Below are 17,680 nucleotides of genomic sequence, written 5' to 3'. Positions count from 1 at the left end.
TCGTCCAAGCCGACGCCGCTTCGCGGCGCGGCTTTACTCAGGCGTTAGGCGGCCATGGAAGATCACGGCGCACCAGAAAAGCTATTCAAGTACCTTTCGTCAACCCGCATCGGAATTCTGTCCGACCGAATGGTTCGCTACACGCCATTAGGGGCATTCAACGACCCGTTCGAAGGAAGACCCGAGATTACGGGGCTTGCCTCGAAGGAAGCAGCACTTGCCTCTTTTACTGCAGCAATTCCCAGTGAACTTGAGGTCGCATATAGCAGCCTCCCCGCGGCACTGAGGGCCCAATTTTCCCTTCAGCAGTGGGTGCAGTTTGCAACCCCATTGATGCAACAGCAGCAAGGTCAATTTCTGGCCATGCTCGGCTCTGTATCAAACCAACTCATCCCGACGATTGATACGCCCAGGGTTCCGTAGACACTCAAGACCCTCGTTGCGCGTAGCACCGTTCAAACTCTACAGGGGACAAGTCGCCAGTTGAACCGTGGCGGCGGTTGGGGTTGTAGAACATCTCGATGTAGTCGAATACCTCGGCGCGAGCGGCGTCCTTGGTGGGATAGGTCCGCCGCCTGATCCGCTCGCGTTTGAGCAGGCCGAAGAAGCTCTCTACGGGTGCGTTGTCGTGGCAGTTGCCACGCCGACTCATGCTGCACACCAAGCCATGGGACGCCAGGAAACTGCGCCAGTCATCGCTGGTGTAGACAGACCCTTGGTCCGAGTGAACCAAGCAACCAGTGTTGGGTTTGCGCCGCCACACCGCAGACAACAAGGCCTGCACGACCAACTCGGTGTCGGCCCGATCGCGCATCGCCCAGCCGACGACCTGCCTGGAAAACAGATCGATCACAACAGCCAGGTACATCCAGCCTTCATGCGTGCGGATGAAGGTGAAATCGCTCGCCCAGGCCGTGTCCGGCTCCGTCACGTCGAACTGTCGGTCAAGCAGATTGGCAGCCGCCTTGCACTGCATCCCTCCATGGAAGCGCGGTTTGCGACCATAGCCCACCTGGGCACGCAGTCCCTCGGTGCGCATCAGCCGATGCACCCGATGGCGACTACAACGCTCACCCAGATCGCGCAGATCCGTGGTGATCTTGCGATGCCCATAGACACCGCCGCTGGCCAGCCAGTGGTGCTTGATTAGTCCAAGCAAGCGATCATCTTCCTTGGCGCGCTCACTGTTGGGCGAGCACAACCAGGCGTAATAACCCGACCGGTTGACCCGCAATACCCGGCACATCGCACACACCCTGAATTCCCCGCAGTGGGCTTGCATGAAGGCGTACTTTGCCTTTACCCCTTGGCAAAGTACGCGGCGGCCTTTTTTAGGATGTCGCGCTCCTCGGTCACTCGACGCAACTCTGCCTTCAGCCGCCGAACCTCGGCGCTCTGGTCCACCTCGGCGCGATGCACCACGCCAGACTTGCCGAACGTGCGCAGCCAGGCGTACAGGCTGTGCGTCGTGACACCCAGCCGCTCGGCGACTTCTGCCACCTTGAACCCACGATCAGTCACTTGCCGGACCGCCTCGATCTTGAACTCATCCGTATACCGCTTGCTGCTCATAGACACCTCCGAATCGACCATTTTCCATGGCCTTGAGATGTCTAGGAAACCCTGGGCGTATCAGATCCCTGTCAAGATGGATGAAGTCTTGGGCGTCCTTTCACTGTGTGAGATTTCGGATAGCCTTCTCATGTGGGCTCACTACGGAATGAGCCATACAGGGTTTGTGTTGGAGCTAGATCCAGGACATCCATACTTCAACGCCCGCCGAACAGATCAAGATGAGTTTGGCCACCTGCGCCAGGTTCGCTATCGAGATGTCCGCCCTAGTGCGTCTCTCATCGACCTGGACGGGACAGAGATGTTCTTGGTCAAAAGCAAAGAGTGGTCGTATGAGCGAGAGTGGAGGGTTCTTCGCCCGCTCAAAGATGCGCACAACATAGTTAATGCAAACGGCGAGGACATTCATCTATTCCAGTTGCCGCCCGACTCAATTAAGGCTGTTATTCTTGGGGCAAGGGTATCAACCACACTTGCAGATCAAGCCCGGCTGGCAATTTCCGGCAACAGCGCAATGACACACATCAAACTACTTAGGGAAGGTCTGAACAACGAGGCCTGAGAGTGCGGAATGTCGCATCGTTCCGGAGAGTCGCGTTTGGATTTTAGGATTTTCGCCATTTCTGGCGCTTTCCATGGGAATTCCCCGGGTTACAGGCGCACGCTCCCCATGGCAGGCAGTAACTGCTTTCGCTTCATCCACAGATTGGAGAGCGCAAACAAGGTCAGCACGTGTGCGGTGTTCTTGGCCAGGCCGCGATAGCGGACCTTGGTGTAACCGAACTGGCGCTTGATCACCCGGAACGGATGCTCCACCTTCGCGCGCACGCTGGCCTTGAAGTGTTCCCAACGCTGTTCCCGAGCACGCTCGCGTTTGTTGCCGATGGCTTGCAGCGTCGAGGGCCTGGCGGCAATGAAAATGCAGCCTTGCAGGTCTGCAGTTCTTCGCGTTTGTCCGCACCGGTGTAGCCGCTGTCGCCGAACACGCTGTCTTCTTTGCCATGCAGTAATGCGTGCGTCACCGTGACGTCGGCGACATTGGCGGCTGTGCAATGGACGTGGTGCACCAGCCCGGAAAATTCATCCACGCCGATGTGCGCCTTCATCCCGAAATACCACTGATTGCCCTTCCTGGTCTGATGCATTTCAGGGTCGCGCGCGTGATCGGCGTTCTTGGTCGAACTGGGTGCAGCGATCAGCGTCGCATCGACGATCGTGCCCGACCGCAGGCTCTGGCCCTTGCGTGCCAGATGCGCGTTGACCGCGTCCAGCATCCGCGCGGCAAGGCCATGGGTCTCCAGCAGGCGCCGAAAGTTCAAAATCGTGGTCTCGTCCGGAACGTTGTCCAAGCCACCGAGCTGGGCAAACCTCCGCAAGATCGGGATCTCGTGCAACGCTTCTTCCATCGCCGGATCGCTCAACGCATACCACTGCTGCAGCAAATGAATCCGCAACATCGTCGCCAGTGCGTATGGCTGTCGACCAGGGCGTCCCGACACCGGATAGTGCGGTGCGATCAGACCGAGCAAGTGCTGCCACGGAACGACCTGCTCCATCTCGGCCAGGAAGATCTCCCGGCGGGTCTGCTTGCGCTTGCCCAGGCCTTCAGCGTCGCCGAACGTCAGTTGCATGGATTACTCCTCAACATGAGGCGGGTAGTGTCGCGTATCTATGGTGCGTTGTTCAGAGCTTCCTTAGGGAAGGTCTGAATAACGAGGCCTGAGAGTGCGGGATGTCGCGTCGGTCCGGAGAGTCGCGTTTGGATCTTCGGATCTTCCGCTATTTCTGGCACTTTCCTTGGGAATTCCCCGGGTTACAGGCGCACGCTCCCCATGGCAGGCAGTAACTGCTTTCGCTTCATCCACAGATTGGAGAGCGCAAACAAGGTCAGCACGTGTGCGGTGTTCTTGGCCAGGCCGCGATAGCGGACCTTGGTGTAACCGAACTGGCGCTTGATCACCCGGAACGGATGCTCCACCTTCGCGCGCACGCTGGCCTTGAAGTGTTCCCAACGCTGTTCCCGAGCACGCTCGCGTTTGTTGCCGATGGCTTGCAGCGTCGAACGCTTGGCGGCAATGAAAAATGCAGCCTTGCAGGTCTGCAGTTCTTCGCGTTTGTCCGCACCGGTGTAGCCGCTGTCGCCGAACACGCTGTCTTCTTTGCCATGCAGTAATGCGTGCGTCACCGTGACGTCGGCGACATTGGCGGCTGTGCAATGGACGTGGTGCACCAGCCCGGAAAATTCATCCACGCCGATGTGCGCCTTCATCCCGAAATACCACTGATTGCCCTTCCTGGTCTGATGCATTTCAGGGTCGCGCGCGTGATCGGCGTTCTTGGTCGAACTGGGTGCAGCGATCAGCGTCGCATCGACGATCGTGCCCGACCGCAGGCTCTGCCCCTTGCGTGCCAGATGCGCGTTGACCGCGTCCAGCATCCGCGCGGCAAGGCCATGGGTCTCCAGCAGGCGCCGAAAGTTGAGAATCGTGGTCTCGTCCGGAACGTTGTCCAAGCCACCGAGCTGGGCAAACCTCCGCAAGATCGGGATCTCGTGCAGCGCTTCTTCCATCGCCGGATCGCTCAACGCATACCACTGCTGCAGCAAATGAATCCGCAACATCGTCGCCAGTGCGTATGGCTGTCGACCAGGGCGTCCCGACACCGGATAGTGCGGTGCGATCAGACCGAGCAAGTGCTGCCACGGAACGACCTGCTCCATCTCGGCCAGGAAGATCTCCCGGCGGGTCTGCTTGCGCTTGCCCAGGCCTTCAGCGTCGCCGAACGTCAGTTGCATGGATTACTCCTCAACATGAGGCGGGTAGTGTCGCGTATCTATGGTGCGTTGTTCAGAGGTTCCTTAGGTGTTTTCCAGATGAATCTTGCTTTGCAATCAAGATTGTAGTGGACGCCGCCTAACAATTCATTCAAGCCGACACCGCTCTGCGGCGCGGCTCAATTCATGCGTTAGGCCTCATAAGGAGCATCATCGCGTGGTCAGGGTTCTGAAAAAGCGATTCAGTGAACTCACCGTCCAACTTGAAGCCGTTGGGGCTTCGCGGCAAGTCAAGCACAGTGAAATGACGGGCTCGCACGAAATAGTCGATGACGAGCTTCTTCTAAATTGGTGCGTCAAAGCGAGGAACCTCATCTCAAGTGCCTGCGGCAAAGACTCCGAGCACTACACTTCATTCGCGGAAGCAGAGAAGCCGAAAAATTGGGGAAGTAGCTACGGCGTTTTTAAGCGCGTCAAAGCCGTATTTATGGCGGCGCAGGAAGACTTTGAAGGTGGCTATCTCGGCAAAGTTCGAAATCTTGTCCAAGCGGAAATTGCAGATTCCGAGCTCGATCAGTCAAGAGAGCTTTTGCGCTCCGGGTACGTTGCTGCCGCTGCAGTTGTTGCTGGCGTCATCCTTGAAACAACGCTCAGAACACTTTGCGAACGGCATGCAATAGCAACGGGTAAGCTAGATAAAATGAACGCAGACCTTGTGAAGGCTGGTGAATATAACGTACTAGTTCAAAAAAGGGTCACGGCACTGGCAGCCATCAGAAACAGTGCGGCGCACGGAAACTCAAATGAGTTTGGGCTTGCTGATGTTGAGTCGATGATTGCCGAAATCGAAAGGTTCGCCCAAGAGGCACTTTCGTGAAACGTCGTAAAATTCGCTCTAACGCCTCATTCAAGGAGGACAGCTGCGCCGCCGCTCAATTCCAGCGTTAGGGCTCACATCATGAATATGCAGCAGCTTCTACAGAAGATCTTCGCTGGTCAGACCAGCTTCGACCCGTCCGGAAGTTCAGAGCCGGAGCTCCATGCGTTTCAACTCATTGCGGCATTGATACTCAAAGCAGAGGAGCTTGGATAAGTTACTGATGTTCTGCCCCACCGAGAGTCGAACAGCGGTAACGACTATTACGATACGGTAGTCGTCGGGGGCATCACCAAGCGCGGCCGCGCGGTGGCGGGATGAGCCCTAACAATTCTTTCAAACCGATGCCGCTTCGCGGCACGGCTTAACTCAAGCGTTAGGCGGTGGTGGAGCAAATGCAGTGATGGGTGCAGCTTCGGTGAGTTGGCTGGCATGCATGCGGTCGGCTCCGGGCAGCAGTTATCACCCTTGTGGGTTGCGGTAAGTTCGGTGCTTCGCCCTTGTCCGTCATCGCCGCGCTGCGCTCATTGCGCTTGACTTCGGTGGCATCGCGCGCCGCTGCATCGCTGGGCAAGTTCCCTCCCGCAAGCTGTGGCACACTCGGTCAGGGCGGCAGTGCTGGGGAGCATGGTTGCACCATCCAACCTTCGCGGCCACTCACTGCCTAACAACTCATTCAAGCCGAAGTTGCTTCGCAACTCGGCTTAATTCAAGCGTAAGGGCGCACGGAGATGACCATGCGAAATGAGACCACTAAGAAGATCGATCCAGATCCATTCACACTTGCGCTTTCGATCTTCGGCGCTATTGGAACACTTGCGACAATCGCAGATTACTACCGTGGCGGGCGAAACCGCACAGAGGGACGATGAGAGGCGTCGTCGGAAGGCCACACAAGAACTGTCCTGATTAGCCCTGACCATCAGCCGCCTGTCGCAGGATCTGCGCCGCGCTGGGTGGATGCTGCTGTCACCTGAAGCCAACGAGGTGGCGTGATGAGTATCAATGCCGTGCAGTTCCAAGCGGGATTGTCGATGCCTGAGTTCTTCGCGTCCTACGGCACCGAAGCCAAGTGCTATCGCGCGCTTTACAAGTGGCGCTGGCCGCAAGGCTTTCGTTGCCCTGTTTGTGCCGGACGCGTGCGCTCGCGTTTCAAGCGGGGTGCTGCGATCTACTACCAATGCAGCGCGTGCCGGCATCAGACCAGCCTGATTGCAGGCACGATGTTCGAAGGCACCAAGCTGCCGCTGCGCACCTGGATGCTGGCGTTGCACCTGCTGACCTCGACCAAAACCAACATGGCCGCGCTGGAGTTGATGCGGCATCTGGGCGTCAACTACAAGACGGCCTGGCGGATGAAACACAAGATCATGCAGGTTATGGCCGAGCGCGAATCCATGCGGAAACTGGCGGGTTTCGTGCAGATCGACGATGCCTATCTCGGCGGCGAGCGTAACGGTGGCAAGGCCGGACGCGGATCGGAGAACAAACAAGCGTTCCTGATTGCGGTGCAGACCGATGCCACCTTCACCGCGCCGCGCTTTGTGGTGATCGAGCCGGTGCGCAGCTTCGATAACACCTCGCTGCAGGACTGGATTGCCCGTCGCTTGGCGCCCGAATGCGAGGTCTACACCGATGGGCTGGCCTGCTTCCGCCGGCTAGAAGACGCCGGCCACGCGCACACCACGCTGGACACTGGCGGTGGTCGTGCCGCGACCGAAACGGCCGGTGCACGTTGGCTCAACGTGGTGCTGGGCAATCTCAAGCGCGCCATCAGTGGCGTGTATCACGCCATCGCGCAAGGCAAATACGCAAGGCGTTACCTGGGAGAAGCGGCCTATCGTTTTAATCGTCGATTCCGCTTGCGCGAGATGCTGCCACGACTTGCCACGGCCATGATGCAATCCACACCATGCCCAGAGCCGGTTTTACGTGCAGCGAGCAATTTTCATGGCTGAGAGTCGGGGCTAATCAGGAGAACTGTTGGAACTTGCAGTCAATGTCGAGGCTGCTGTGAACAACATCCAAGTCGACTATGAGAGTGTCAGGGGTATTCTGTGGGACAACGTGCCGTTGCTTCCAAACGCCGCACAAGTTAACGACCAACCTCTCAATGGCCCGTTTCTGCTCGGGCAGTTGCAGCTAGTTCTTTCGCCACGTGACTTCAATGACTTCGCCAAAGCCCACGAACAAATCGCCAGTCAGTCACGCGATCTGCTTAAGGCCACCTACCGACTTGTCAAATCTATGCACGAGCACGAGGTGAGTATTGGAGAGGACACATACAACAAGCTCATCTCACTGCAGTCACAGATCAACCGCTTGTTCATGGAGCGTCTCAACTACATCGAGGCACTGGAGTTCATTTCTTTACTACTTCGGTTCTCATCCGAGATATCAGCACAAATCAAGCAGGAATTCTTGCCGGGTTACGGCAATGATCCTCAGCGGCAACGTCGCTTTGGCGGCGGTGCGCCCTAACAATTCATTCAAGCCGAACCCGCTTCGCGGGTCGGCTTAATTCAGGCGTTATGCCCCATGGCGACATCTCAGCCACTCACAGAAGAAGAGCTAGTCGCACACAGGCGCGGCAAGTGGTCTGTAGCCGGAGTACCGCATCGCGGCTGGACATGCGTAGATATTGAGGATCTTGGAGAACCGCTCATCGAGTGCCAGATGTGCGAGTCTCAGACTATTCGCTACGTCCATCACATGGAGCACCCAGATTACCCGGAAGTTCTTGAGGTTGGGTGTGTATGCGCCGGTCACATGGAGGGCGATGTAGCAGCCTCACGAGCCCGTGAAGCCTCTATGAAAAGCCGTGCAGCAAAGCGCAAGCGTTGGGCCGCACGTGCTTGGAAAGTGTCGGCAAAAGGCAATCCACATATCACTTCGGATGGATTCCGCATTACCGTTTACCCGCGCGGTGATGGCTGGGCCTGCACCTTGGCAGCATTGGATAACTCAACGGTGTTACACGCTCGTCGCAACTACAAGTCCCAAGTCGAGGCCAAGCTTGCTGCTTTCGACCACATTACCCGCCTACAATCCAAAGATGGGGCATAACAATTCATTCAGCCGAACCCGCTTCGCGGGTCGGCTTAATTCATGCGTTAGATGCCAGTGAGGTTTCGTCGTGACTTCAACGCTTGCTATCGCACTTGCCTCATTGTCCCTATCCGTGATTTCAACCGGGATCGCGATAGCGAGCTATTGGCGCACTCGAAGCAATCAAACCTATGACTACGCGGCTCGCCTGCAGTTGGAGAATGAAAGCATCCAAGGCGGTAGCGGCCCAGAGGCTTTTCATTACTCTGCAGACTTGGTGAACGTCGGAATTAAGCCTGTAGAGATCCGCAACATCTTCATTGACTATGGTGGGCAGTCTGAAGGCACTTACTACAAATTCAACGTCGAAGGTCTGTTCCATCTTCCTCCGAACGGCAAGCGCAGTGTCGGATTCTCCATTTCCAGAGAGGACTATGAGGATGTGTTAACAAAATTCGGCGTGCAACAGTGTCTGTTTCGCTTGCGCGTTTGCTTCGCCAACGCTACTGGCGGCAATGTTGAGGCCACTCGTAATCTCATGGGGCTGGGTCCGAGCGAGACCACCTTTTACGCGCAGCGCGGCGATGCAGTCGTCTGAGCTGGCATCTAACAATTCATTCAAGCCGAACCCGCTTCGCGGGTCGGCTTAATTCAGGCATTAGGCCGTTGCAGACACTATCCGATCACTCGAACGTTATTTCGTCTTGGGCCGCAGTGAACCCCGAGATCCATCGCGCTTGGATTTTTGGTAGCTACGCAACTGGCAAGGCTAGGCCAGACAGCGATCTTGATGTTGCAATTGATATTGTGCCTGAAGCAACGTGCAAGTACGGCATCGTTGCATTCTGGTTCGATCATCACACGCGCCTTGAGAAGCAACTCCAGCAGTGCGTCGGCTCAGTAAAGGTTCAATTGGAGATGTATCACCGCTACCACGGCTCAATCGTTTATCGGGCCATCAATTCTGCAGGCATTAGCCCCGTGTACCGACGCTCCGCGGGGCAACGGCCCAACAATTCGTTCAAGCCGAAGCCGCTTCGCGGCGCGGCTTAATTCAGGCGTTAGACCTCAGGAGGCCACATTGCCAAAGTACGAAACAGCGTGGTATCTCAACGATCAAAAGCATTGGGAAGAGGTTTCCTTTCGAGAACTTGCTAGGGACGAGAGGCGCGCAGGACTTCGAGAGCGTGACCTTAGAGATGAACGGGATGGTATCGTCGAATTAGGCATACGTAACCATCCTAAAACGCCGCATTTCTTTGAACTGCGTCGAATTCGTACTGACCTAGAGCCTGGAGTAAAAGAAAGTGCCTGATTAGCCCCGACTCTCAGCCATGAAAATTGCTCGCTGCACGTAAAACCGGCTCTGGGCATGGTGTGGATTGCATCATGGCCGTGGCAAGTCGTGGCAGCATCTCGCGCAAGCGGAATCGACGATTAAAACGATAGGCCGCTTCTCCCAGGTAACGCCTTGCGTATTTGCCTTGCGCGATGGCGTGATACACGCCACTGATGGCGCGCTTGAGATTGCCCAGCACCACGTTGAGCCAACGTGCACCGGCCGTTTCGGTCGCGGCACGACCACCGCCAGTGTCCAGCGTGGTGTGCGCGTGGCCGGCGTCTTCTAGCCGGCGGAAGCAGGCCAGCCCATCGGTGTAGACCTCGCATTCGGGCGCCAAGCGACGGGCAATCCAGTCCTGCAGCGAGGTGTTATCGAAGCTGCGCACCGGCTCGATCACCACAAAGCGCGGCGCGGTGAAGGTGGCATCGGTCTGCACCGCAATCAGGAACGCTTGTTTGTTCTCCGATCCGCGTCCGGCCTTGCCACCGTTACGCTCGCCGCCGAGATAGGCATCGTCGATCTGCACGAAACCCGCCAGTTTCCGCATGGATTCGCGCTCGGCCATAACCTGCATGATCTTGTGTTTCATCCGCCAGGCCGTCTTGTAGTTGACGCCCAGATGCCGCATCAACTCCAGCGCGGCCATGTTGGTTTTGGTCGAGGTCAGCAGGTGCAACGCCAGCATCCAGGTGCGCAGCGGCAGCTTGGTGCCTTCGAACATCGTGCCTGCAATCAGGCTGGTCTGATGCCGGCACGCGCTGCATTGGTAGTAGATCGCAGCACCCCGCTTGAAACGCGAGCGCACGCGTCCGGCACAAACAGGGCAACGAAAGCCTTGCGGCCAGCGCCACTTGTAAAGCGCGCGATAGCACTTGGCTTCGGTGCCGTAGGACGCGAAGAACTCAGGCATCGACAATCCCGCTTGGAACTGCACGGCATTGATACTCATCACGCCACCTCGTTGGCTTCAGGTGACAGCAGCATCCACCCAGCGCGGCGCAGATCCTGCGACAGGCGGCTGATGGTCAGGGCTAATCAGGAGAAAGTGAAGCTCATGAAGAACAAAAGAGAATGGTTCGAGCTTTCTTATCCAAGTACGAAAAGCATGACATGGGATACTACGAGCGACCCTGGAATAAAGATAAGGGCTTTGAAAGCCTGCTGAAGCTAAAATACGAGTATCAATGGGGCACGGAAGTTCAGTTTGGACTCGTATATGGGAAATTCGTTCGCTTCGACATATTTGGAAGATCGAAGGACGAAATACAACTAACTGACAGATGCCCGCTGGTTGCTATCGAGATAGTAGATACGCACTTCCATTCCCGAGAGGCATTTAAGGTATTACTTGAGACGAGTAGGAACATCCCCCTTGTCGTTGCTTACTACTTCATCCCGGTAGCGCCCCGTCTTAACTGCGTAAAAAACCAGAGCGAAGCAATGGGTATTCGAGAATCCGCCTACAGTGCTACATCGCGGATGGCTCCTTCTGGTTTCGAAATGAGCGTGTCGAGGAAATGGCCGGTGTCGCTCCTGAAAGCCCCGACGTCTATTACAACTTCATCCGCGAGAAGCTATGTGCAGATGGATACATCCGACCATCCAATTGAGACGCTGAGTTCTAACCCTCCGTTCGAGGCGCCTGCGCGGAAAGCCGCGCAGGCGCCTCAACTCCACGTTGGGCCTACGCCTCAAAGCGACGGAGTGGGCCCGCGCTGCTGTTGCTCCTGTGAACGCTGGTGCTCTAGCGACTGTTCCCGCGCGCGGTCTTGTTCCAGGCGTTGGTTGAGGGACTCCAGTTGCGAAAAGCTTTCCTGTACCGGGCGTTGGGCTGCTTCGACTGTCGGCATATGGGCGCGCATCATGGCTGGGTCATTCGGTTTGCCCTGCACCAAGATCAGAGTGTGTGCAGCCGGCAAGTCCTTGGTCTTTTCGCTGAGCAGTACGTGGTCTACCCGGGTTAGCCCATTGTCTTTGGCTAGCGTCAGCAGACTGGCTGTCATTCGTTCACTGGTGGCGTCAAACGTGCGGCCATTCGCGGCGTCCAACTGCTCCACCTTGCTTTGGATCTGCTGATGCATGGCATGGTCCAGGTGGCCCGCCTCTGCAGGCGTCAATGCGCGGCCGGGCTCAATCGGTGGCGCAAGGTTAGGAGAGCTGATGCCGCGTGCGCCAGTGTCGTTGAGCTGGACCATGCCATAGCCGTCCTTGCCCAGGTCAACGATGTTGAACGTCTTCGCAGACCCCAGCTCCAGCCCGTTGCGCTCCAGCTGCCTTGGGTCCAGCCCCAACGACTTGAGATCAATGCGGATTTCTGGAGGCTGCCGATCATGCGCCAGATGCGCGTAGTTCTGTGCGATGTGGCTGATCGGATTGACGCCATAGTAATTCCGGTAATCGGAGTCGCCATATGGGCCTAGCGTGCCGCTGCTGTCATAAAAGCATTGTTCAACAGAGTTGGTCAGCGCATCGTTGCGGGTAAAGGGGTGCTTAGTGAGTGCATCGTAGGTCAGTCCATCTGCGAATTGCGGGGCGCCGTTTGGTTGCCGCACCACGCAGCGGTTGCTAGACCTGTCTAGCAATTCCCGCTCAACCACGTCGTCGGGCATCTGAGGGTTGAGATGTTTGAGTCGATCGTGTAGGGCACGCATCCCTGAAATTTCCGACAGCGCTTCGTCTGTGCGCGTCGAATCCAGGTAACTACGCGTGGGGCCCGTCAAATCGACCTGATACTCCCGATTTTCGTAGGCCTCCTGCATCCGGCTGCCCATGCTTTTTCCGAACTCGGCAAGGGCGTCGGCACGATGCTGGGCCAACACACCATGCATCGTTTCATGGCCCATGACCTCGGTCAGATAGTCGATACGCTCTGATCCTGCGAAGTCTTTAAACGCCGCTTCACTGATATTGAGCGTGCCTGCCTTGCCGTGCTTACCATCCTGGAAGTGACCCCCGTTGTTCTGTCCGTGCGAGACAGCAATAGCGCCAATTCGGCCTTTCTCAATTGCATCACCTAACAGGTTCGACAGATAGGGTGATTCGGCAATTGTCTGCCGGATGCTCGCCTCGGCACCAGCAGGAAGCGCAGGGTCCTTTGCCATCTGGGCGAGCAAAGGCTCGATACGCGTGTCAACTCGAATCATGGCTTGCCTCCATCGATTTTCACGCTGTAAATGCATTCTTTTGACTGCTTTGTTCATTGGTTCGATAGAGAAGCAATGAGACTGAGAAAATCTGACTCCCGCCATCGATCGCGCGCCAGTGCTGGCGTAGCCAGCCACCCTGGAACGGCCGCTGACCGCCGCGCGTGTATCCCATCGCTTCAAGCGCTTTGGACAGTGCTTCTGCTTCCCAGATGCAGGTCGACGTAGGCACGCGCGTGGGATCACTATGGTCAGGCAGAGTCACTGCAATCTCTATTCGCGAGAATCCATCTTTCGTTGGACGATGTGTCGCGTAGAGTGCATAGCCATCGGCTAGAGCTGCATCTTTCAGTTCACGCCACGGGTATGCCGGATCAGACGGGGGTCCGAGCTTGATCCCAAGTGCTGACTCCATTTGTGGGTAATCCAGATCCGCTGGCACTGTCAGTCTATCGATGAAGCGCAGCAGCCGGCGCTCCAGTTCTTGAAGAGTGGTATTGGCAGAGACAACCTCCGCCCCATTGTTGGTACTTTTGCCCTTTTTCTGAAGGGGCGGCGGCACTGTGGCAGCAGATGACGTACCTGCATCCCGTCTTGCTTCACTAGGCGTGCGAGTGCATGCACTCGGCAGCGCTATCGCAATCATCAGCAAAGGAAGCAGGCTTCGGGAGAAATTGCTGTTCATTGGGTTCCTGTTGACCGGCGTGACATTGCAATACTGGCTCATAGTCACGCGTGCAATTGGTACATCTGCGCTACCGAGCCCGAAACTGATGGGCGCAACATTGATGGATAGAGCGTGAGGAGCATTTGTCGGAGTGTAGCGAATGTGCATTGACTAAACCGCTCTTGACCAATGCCCAGCTCTGACTTTGCCGAGTGAAGCGCCAACGCGAAGATCTTCTATCAACGCTATCCAGAGCGCCAGCATCAACCGGTTGACATGTCACGCAGCGCGTAGCAGTCTCCTCGGCAAGGAGCGTAGAAACTCCTCGAACAGCGGTACCCACCTCCGTCAAACCGGTGGGTTTTTTGTGCCTGCAGATTCTTGTGGGTGCAACCGACGCGATGCCTGCGTCGGGAGGGCGGCTAATACAACACCCCTAGGGGAAATACGCCCGCCGACTGTTCGCGGTTTCTAACCTCCCGACATCCCGTCGCCACCCGGCGGCGGGGCCTGTTCGTCAAGGAGGGCTTTGCCATGCGTCGATCCACGTCCCGTCCCACATCCGCACGCAAGCGCGCAACGGCGCCACCGCCCACCGAGATCGTCTGGCGCTCGCTCGACCCCTCGATCAAGCCGCGGCCCTACGTCGAGCGCACCCCCATCCCCCAACCCCGCACCGAAGCCCGCCCCCCACGCCACGGCCACCCGCGTGCCCCAACACACTGCACCGTCGGCTACGGCTATTACCCCGCCAGCGACCAACGCGTGCCCACGCTGCGCCTGCGCGGCCGCTGGCTGGAACAACTGGGCTTTGCCATCGGCAGCAAGCTCCACATCCGCCTACGCGATGGCGAGCTGGTCGTCAGCCTGGCACCCGCCGACTGAGCCGGTGTACCCCGCACGCGCAGCACGCCCGTGCGCATCGAGTGCAGCGCGCATGTCATACACCGTGCGCGCTCATGGCTCCCCGCGAGAGGAGGACACAGATGGACCACCCCGCCGTCGTCTTGCATCTCACGCTGGACCAACGCGACCAGCTCGACCGCCTGCTACGCAGCCTCATCGCTCATGGCGACGTCATCGCCATGAGCAAACCGGAGTGCCTGGAGGTGCAGACGCTGCCAACGTTGGGACAAGCCATCTTCGATGCCGCCCATGCCGTGCGCGAGATGCTTGAGCAGCGGGTGGAGCAAAGGCCGGGCAGGTCGTATCTGCACGCCGAAGATGGCGGTTAGGTTGGTTTGGACCTACTGATGGGTCACTTGCTTTCGCATGACGGCATCTTGAAATCTCAGTGGCTTGCCTCGTTACGCTGCACGTCGTCGAACGTAACGCGATGTCCCTGCAAAGATGCGGCATGGCACATGGCCATGGGCAGCCGCACTGTTGCGCAGGCCGTGCGATTCACAGGCTTGCAGCGATTGACGGCCGTCAACGCCTCGGCGAGGATCGTGTTACACCGCGCTCAGGCGGCCCAATGATAGCCAGGCGGCTTGGAGGTTTCGATGGAGTTGATACTTCTTTTGGGTGCGGTGCTTGCTCTTGGCAATATCGTTGCATCGGTTGCAGTACTTCGCGTTTCGGTGCTCTCGCCATCACAACGCTTACTGCAACTTGCCCTCATCTGGCTTGTTCCAGTCATTGGCGCGGTCGTTTGTGCGGCGTTTGCCTCTTCTCAGACATTTGGCTCCACATCGTCCAGTACAATTGACCCGCTCTATCCGTCATCCGATGGTGGCGCATTGGACGGCCAAGACATTGGATTCTTTAGTTGCGACGGTGGTGACGCTGGCGGTGCCGGGAGCAGTGACTAGTGGCGAGGCCTGGCAATCCATTCAAGCCGAACCCGCTTCGCCGCGCGGTTTAATTAAAGTGTTAGGCAGCACAGGAGATTTTCATGGCAAAAAATAAGGACTATTGGTTTCCTGCCAAGACTTATGGATGGGGTTGGGGTCTTCCCACTGCTTGGCAAGGATGGCTTGCCTATGGCCTTGCAGCCGCCTTCATTGCTGCCGGCGCCTTCATCTTTTCACCAGTCGGTCGCCCGCTCGCTTTCCAAATCTACACGTGGACCGTCGTTCTGCTCCTTGTTGCCGTGTGTTGGATCAAGGGTGAGCCACCGAGCTGGCGCTGGGGCAAGTAGGGGTGCCGCCTAACAATTCATTCAAGCCGAACCTGCCTCGCGAATCGGCTTAGAGCGTGTTATGAACTTTAGCCTTGTCACGCTAACGTATATGGATGAAGCCTCGTAAGCCATATCCGACCGATATTTCCGACGAAGAATGGGCCTTTGCTGCGCCGTATCTGACACTGATGGATGCGCAGGCACCGCAGCGCAAGTACGCGCTACGCGCGATGTTCAATGCACTGCGCTGGATCGCACGCGCCGGCGCACCGTGGCGATTGCTTCCCAACGATTTCCCGCCTTGGGAGGCGGTGTATCAGCAAACGCAACGTTGGCTACAGGCTGGCTGCTTTGAGGCCATGGTCAGCGATTTGCGCTCACTCCTGCGTGTGGCGCACGGGAAGAAAGGCCAGCCGAGCGCGGTCATTTTCGATGGCCGGACGCTGCAGTCCACCTGTGAAAGCGGACCGCGCGCCGGATACGATGGCTACAAACGCAAGAAAGGGAGCAAGGTGCACATGGCGGTCGATACGCTGGGACACCTACTCGCCGTCCAGGTCACGCCAGCCAATGAGCAAGAGCGCGCGCAAGTCCGATCGTTGGCTCAAGAGGTACAACACGTGACCGGTGAAACGGTCAAGATCGCGTTTGTGGATCAAGGCTATACCGGCGAAGAACCGGCGCAGGCGGCCAAGGAAGAAGGCATCGAGTTGCACGTCATCAAGCTGCAAGAAGCGAAGAAAGGCTTCGTTTTGCTTCCACGCCGATGGGTCGTCGAGCGCAGCTTCGGATGGGTCAATCGTTTCAGGCGGCTGGCACGCGACTATGAGCGATTGCCGGAAACCTTGGCCGGTTTGCACTTTGTTGTCTTCACGATTCTGATGCTTGGAAATGCAGCTACGCTCTTTCAAGGTTCATAACACGCTCTAATTAAAGTATTAGGCCGCTTTGCACATGCGCACCTATCCGAAATCATCAAAGACATCAGTGGCGGATCGCGCTCTTCTGCTATTCGCTGTACTGCTCGTCTTCTTCGGTGTGTCATTCACGCTCACTTGGTGGCATCACACCAGAACTTTCTCGCCCTGCGCCACTTCTGGCTCCATCGCAAGAGATCCGGTCGCGTGTCATTCTGGCCTTTGGCTGTTCGGCACATCCTGGGCCGGGCTTGCCAGCTTTTTGTTTACGCTCTTTGGCGTCTGCTTGCTCTTTTCATGGGGATGGTCCTTGGCTCGCCGCAAGCGAAGCTAAAGCCTTAAAATGTATCCAATCGCTCAACGCTGCAATCTGCCACTCACGCATTACCCCGCCAAGGAAAGCATGTTCTCCATCTTCAAGAAGAAAGCCGCTCCGTTACTGATCGTTCGAGCCGATGGGCGAGAGTTGTGTCGCGTTAGCCAGAGCGATGTCCCGTGCGAGATCAAGCCTTGCGCATGGTTGAAGGCCAATAGCATCCTCGAATTTGTCGACTCGGCGGGAGAGGTGCATCGGCATGAACTTGGTGCTGCGACGGGGTGGTTCCACTTTTCTGTTCGTGTGCATCCCAACCTCGGATGCCAGGCAGACTGTGTCATTTCGCAGACCGAGCAGCTCGATCCAGACGCGTTTGCGAATGGCCAAGCATCCGGGATCAGGTTTCAGCCGTTCTTTCTGCCGGGCGCCAGCGTCGGCAGTTCCGCACTTGCAGGCAAGGGACTTTTTGCCAGGGGCCTGCACTTCAGCGGATTAGTCACCGGTGGCAACGTGCTGCTTTCTTGTGAATGCGACCACTGCAAACGTTCGTTCCTGATCCGCTCCTATCACGCGGGTTTTAGCAACGCGGGATACTTCTACTCGGGATCTGGCAGTTACACCATCACGGTCGATAGCCATCTGCCGGGCAGCCCTGCAGCGCTGTCCGAGCCCGATGCCGAAGCGCTTGCTGCGCTGGAAGACGCACTGCCATTGGCACCGGATGGGTCCCGCTACGCCTACCTCAATCCCTTCCGCTGCCCGCATTGCGCCAAGCCCTATATCGATTTTGAGGCGAATCCAGGTTTACGGAAGGGCGAGTATTACGGGAATTACTTTGAGGGCTCGACGCTGTTGAGCTACGTCCCTGAGCCTGTTTAGCGTCAGTGGACCGAGCTTTGA

General features: G+C 57.3%; 19 protein-coding genes and 1 pseudogene. 14 read left to right on the top strand and 6 right to left on the bottom strand.

Translation table 11 applies throughout. The features are described 5' to 3' along the window. Window positions 1-54 precede the first annotated feature (54 nt). Window positions 55-423 (top strand): hypothetical protein, encoded by a 369-nt coding sequence (locus tag NDY25_RS12795; RefSeq protein ID WP_233366578.1) that lies wholly within the window; start codon window positions 55-57, stop codon window positions 421-423. A 4-nt stretch (window positions 424-427) separates the two neighbouring features. Here the strand turns inward: NDY25_RS12795 and NDY25_RS12790 are convergent. Next, window positions 428-1,572, bottom strand: a protein-coding gene (locus NDY25_RS12790) for an IS3 family transposase (protein ID WP_256627483.1) whose coding sequence is annotated in 2 segments (ribosomal slippage) — window positions 428-1,335 and window positions 1,335-1,572 — 1,146 coding nt in all. Because the reading frame shifts where the segments join, the coding sequence is not laid out codon by codon here. 130 nt (window positions 1,573-1,702) lie between these two features. Here NDY25_RS12790 and NDY25_RS12785 point away from each other — a divergent pair. Next, on the top strand, window positions 1,703-2,134 hold the full coding sequence (locus NDY25_RS12785; RefSeq protein WP_256627482.1) for a DUF2971 domain-containing protein: 432 nt from the start codon (window positions 1,703-1,705) through the stop codon (window positions 2,132-2,134). Window positions 2,135-2,223: 89 nt separating this feature from the next. On the opposite strand, the pseudogene NDY25_RS12780 reads toward NDY25_RS12785, so the two are convergent. Continuing rightward, a pseudogene (locus NDY25_RS12780) lies at window positions 2,224-3,128 on the bottom strand (IS5 family transposase). Between the two features lie 257 nt (window positions 3,129-3,385). Continuing rightward, window positions 3,386-4,366 (bottom strand): IS5 family transposase, encoded by a 981-nt coding sequence (locus NDY25_RS12775; RefSeq protein ID WP_256627476.1) that lies wholly within the window; start codon window positions 4,364-4,366, stop codon window positions 3,386-3,388. Between the two features lie 196 nt (window positions 4,367-4,562). On the opposite strand from NDY25_RS12775, the gene NDY25_RS12770 reads away from it, so the two are divergent. From NDY25_RS12770 to NDY25_RS12745, 6 genes are all read left to right on the top strand, one after another. After that, on the top strand, window positions 4,563-5,222 hold the full coding sequence (locus tag NDY25_RS12770) for a DUF4145 domain-containing protein (protein ID WP_168960131.1): 660 nt from the start codon (window positions 4,563-4,565) through the stop codon (window positions 5,220-5,222). Between the two features lie 995 nt (window positions 5,223-6,217). Continuing rightward, window positions 6,218-7,180, top strand: a complete 963-nt coding sequence (locus NDY25_RS12765; protein ID WP_006448937.1) for an IS1595 family transposase — start codon at window positions 6,218-6,220, stop codon at window positions 7,178-7,180. A gap of 25 nt (window positions 7,181-7,205) precedes the next feature. Next, complete coding sequence (locus NDY25_RS12760; RefSeq protein WP_233366677.1) at window positions 7,206-7,703, top strand: hypothetical protein; 498 nt, start codon at window positions 7,206-7,208, stop codon at window positions 7,701-7,703. 330 nt (window positions 7,704-8,033) lie between these two features. Next, entirely contained in the window at window positions 8,034-8,288 is a 255-nt protein-coding gene (locus NDY25_RS12755; RefSeq protein WP_218974173.1) for a hypothetical protein, read from the top strand. Between the two features lie 70 nt (window positions 8,289-8,358). Further along, window positions 8,359-8,868, top strand: a complete 510-nt coding sequence (locus NDY25_RS12750) for a hypothetical protein (RefSeq protein ID WP_168960122.1) — start codon at window positions 8,359-8,361, stop codon at window positions 8,866-8,868. A gap of 116 nt (window positions 8,869-8,984) precedes the next feature. Continuing rightward, window positions 8,985-9,323 carry a nucleotidyltransferase family protein gene (locus NDY25_RS12745; RefSeq protein WP_168960121.1) on the top strand — a complete coding sequence of 113 codons (339 nt, stop codon included), beginning with the start codon at window positions 8,985-8,987 and terminating at the stop codon, window positions 9,321-9,323. A 275-nt stretch (window positions 9,324-9,598) separates the two neighbouring features. Here NDY25_RS12745 and NDY25_RS12740 read toward each other — a convergent pair whose 3' ends face one another. The 3 genes from NDY25_RS12740 to NDY25_RS12730 form a co-directional block, all read right to left on the bottom strand. After that, complete coding sequence (locus tag NDY25_RS12740) at window positions 9,599-10,561, bottom strand: IS1595 family transposase (RefSeq protein ID WP_006448937.1); 963 nt, start codon at window positions 10,559-10,561, stop codon at window positions 9,599-9,601. Between the two features lie 742 nt (window positions 10,562-11,303). After that, the gene (locus NDY25_RS12735; protein ID WP_168960106.1) at window positions 11,304-12,755 is read right to left on the bottom strand and encodes an XVIPCD domain-containing protein; all 1,452 of its coding nucleotides are present in this window, start codon (window positions 12,753-12,755) and stop codon (window positions 11,304-11,306) included. Between the two features lie 19 nt (window positions 12,756-12,774). Then, window positions 12,775-13,440, bottom strand: coding sequence for a hypothetical protein (locus NDY25_RS12730; RefSeq protein ID WP_256627480.1), 666 nt, complete (start codon window positions 13,438-13,440; stop codon window positions 12,775-12,777). A 516-nt stretch (window positions 13,441-13,956) separates the two neighbouring features. Between NDY25_RS12730 and NDY25_RS12725 the strand changes: the two genes are divergently transcribed. The 6 genes from NDY25_RS12725 (at window position 13,957) to NDY25_RS12700 (ending at window position 17,659) form a co-directional block, all read left to right on the top strand. Continuing rightward, window positions 13,957-14,307 (top strand): SymE family type I addiction module toxin, encoded by a 351-nt coding sequence (locus NDY25_RS12725; protein WP_046933725.1) that lies wholly within the window; start codon window positions 13,957-13,959, stop codon window positions 14,305-14,307. Between the two features lie 101 nt (window positions 14,308-14,408). Further along, a complete protein-coding gene (locus NDY25_RS12720) occupies window positions 14,409-14,657 on the top strand; it encodes a hypothetical protein (RefSeq protein ID WP_046933126.1) in 249 nt (82 codons plus the stop codon). A gap of 472 nt (window positions 14,658-15,129) precedes the next feature. After that, window positions 15,130-15,333: a hypothetical protein gene (locus NDY25_RS12715; protein ID WP_168960108.1), complete on the top strand. Its 204-nt coding sequence runs from the start codon at window positions 15,130-15,132 to the stop codon at window positions 15,331-15,333. After that, on the top strand, window positions 15,320-15,565 hold the full coding sequence (locus NDY25_RS12710; protein ID WP_080959955.1) for a hypothetical protein: 246 nt from the start codon (window positions 15,320-15,322) through the stop codon (window positions 15,563-15,565). The genes NDY25_RS12715 and NDY25_RS12710 overlap by 14 nt, the downstream gene beginning before the upstream one ends. 95 nt (window positions 15,566-15,660) lie before the next feature. After that, a complete protein-coding gene (locus NDY25_RS12705; protein WP_251761629.1) occupies window positions 15,661-16,467 on the top strand; it encodes an IS5 family transposase in 807 nt (268 codons plus the stop codon). A 400-nt stretch (window positions 16,468-16,867) separates the two neighbouring features. Beyond that, window positions 16,868-17,659: a hypothetical protein gene (locus NDY25_RS12700; RefSeq protein ID WP_168959768.1), complete on the top strand. Its 792-nt coding sequence runs from the start codon at window positions 16,868-16,870 to the stop codon at window positions 17,657-17,659. Window positions 17,660-17,680 lie beyond the last annotated feature (21 nt).

It is taken from the genome of Xanthomonas hortorum pv. pelargonii (genome assembly GCF_024499015.1).
Taxonomy (GTDB): domain Bacteria; phylum Pseudomonadota; class Gammaproteobacteria; order Xanthomonadales; family Xanthomonadaceae; genus Xanthomonas; species Xanthomonas hortorum_B.
This window is presented reverse-complemented; position numbering and strand designations above follow the sequence as displayed.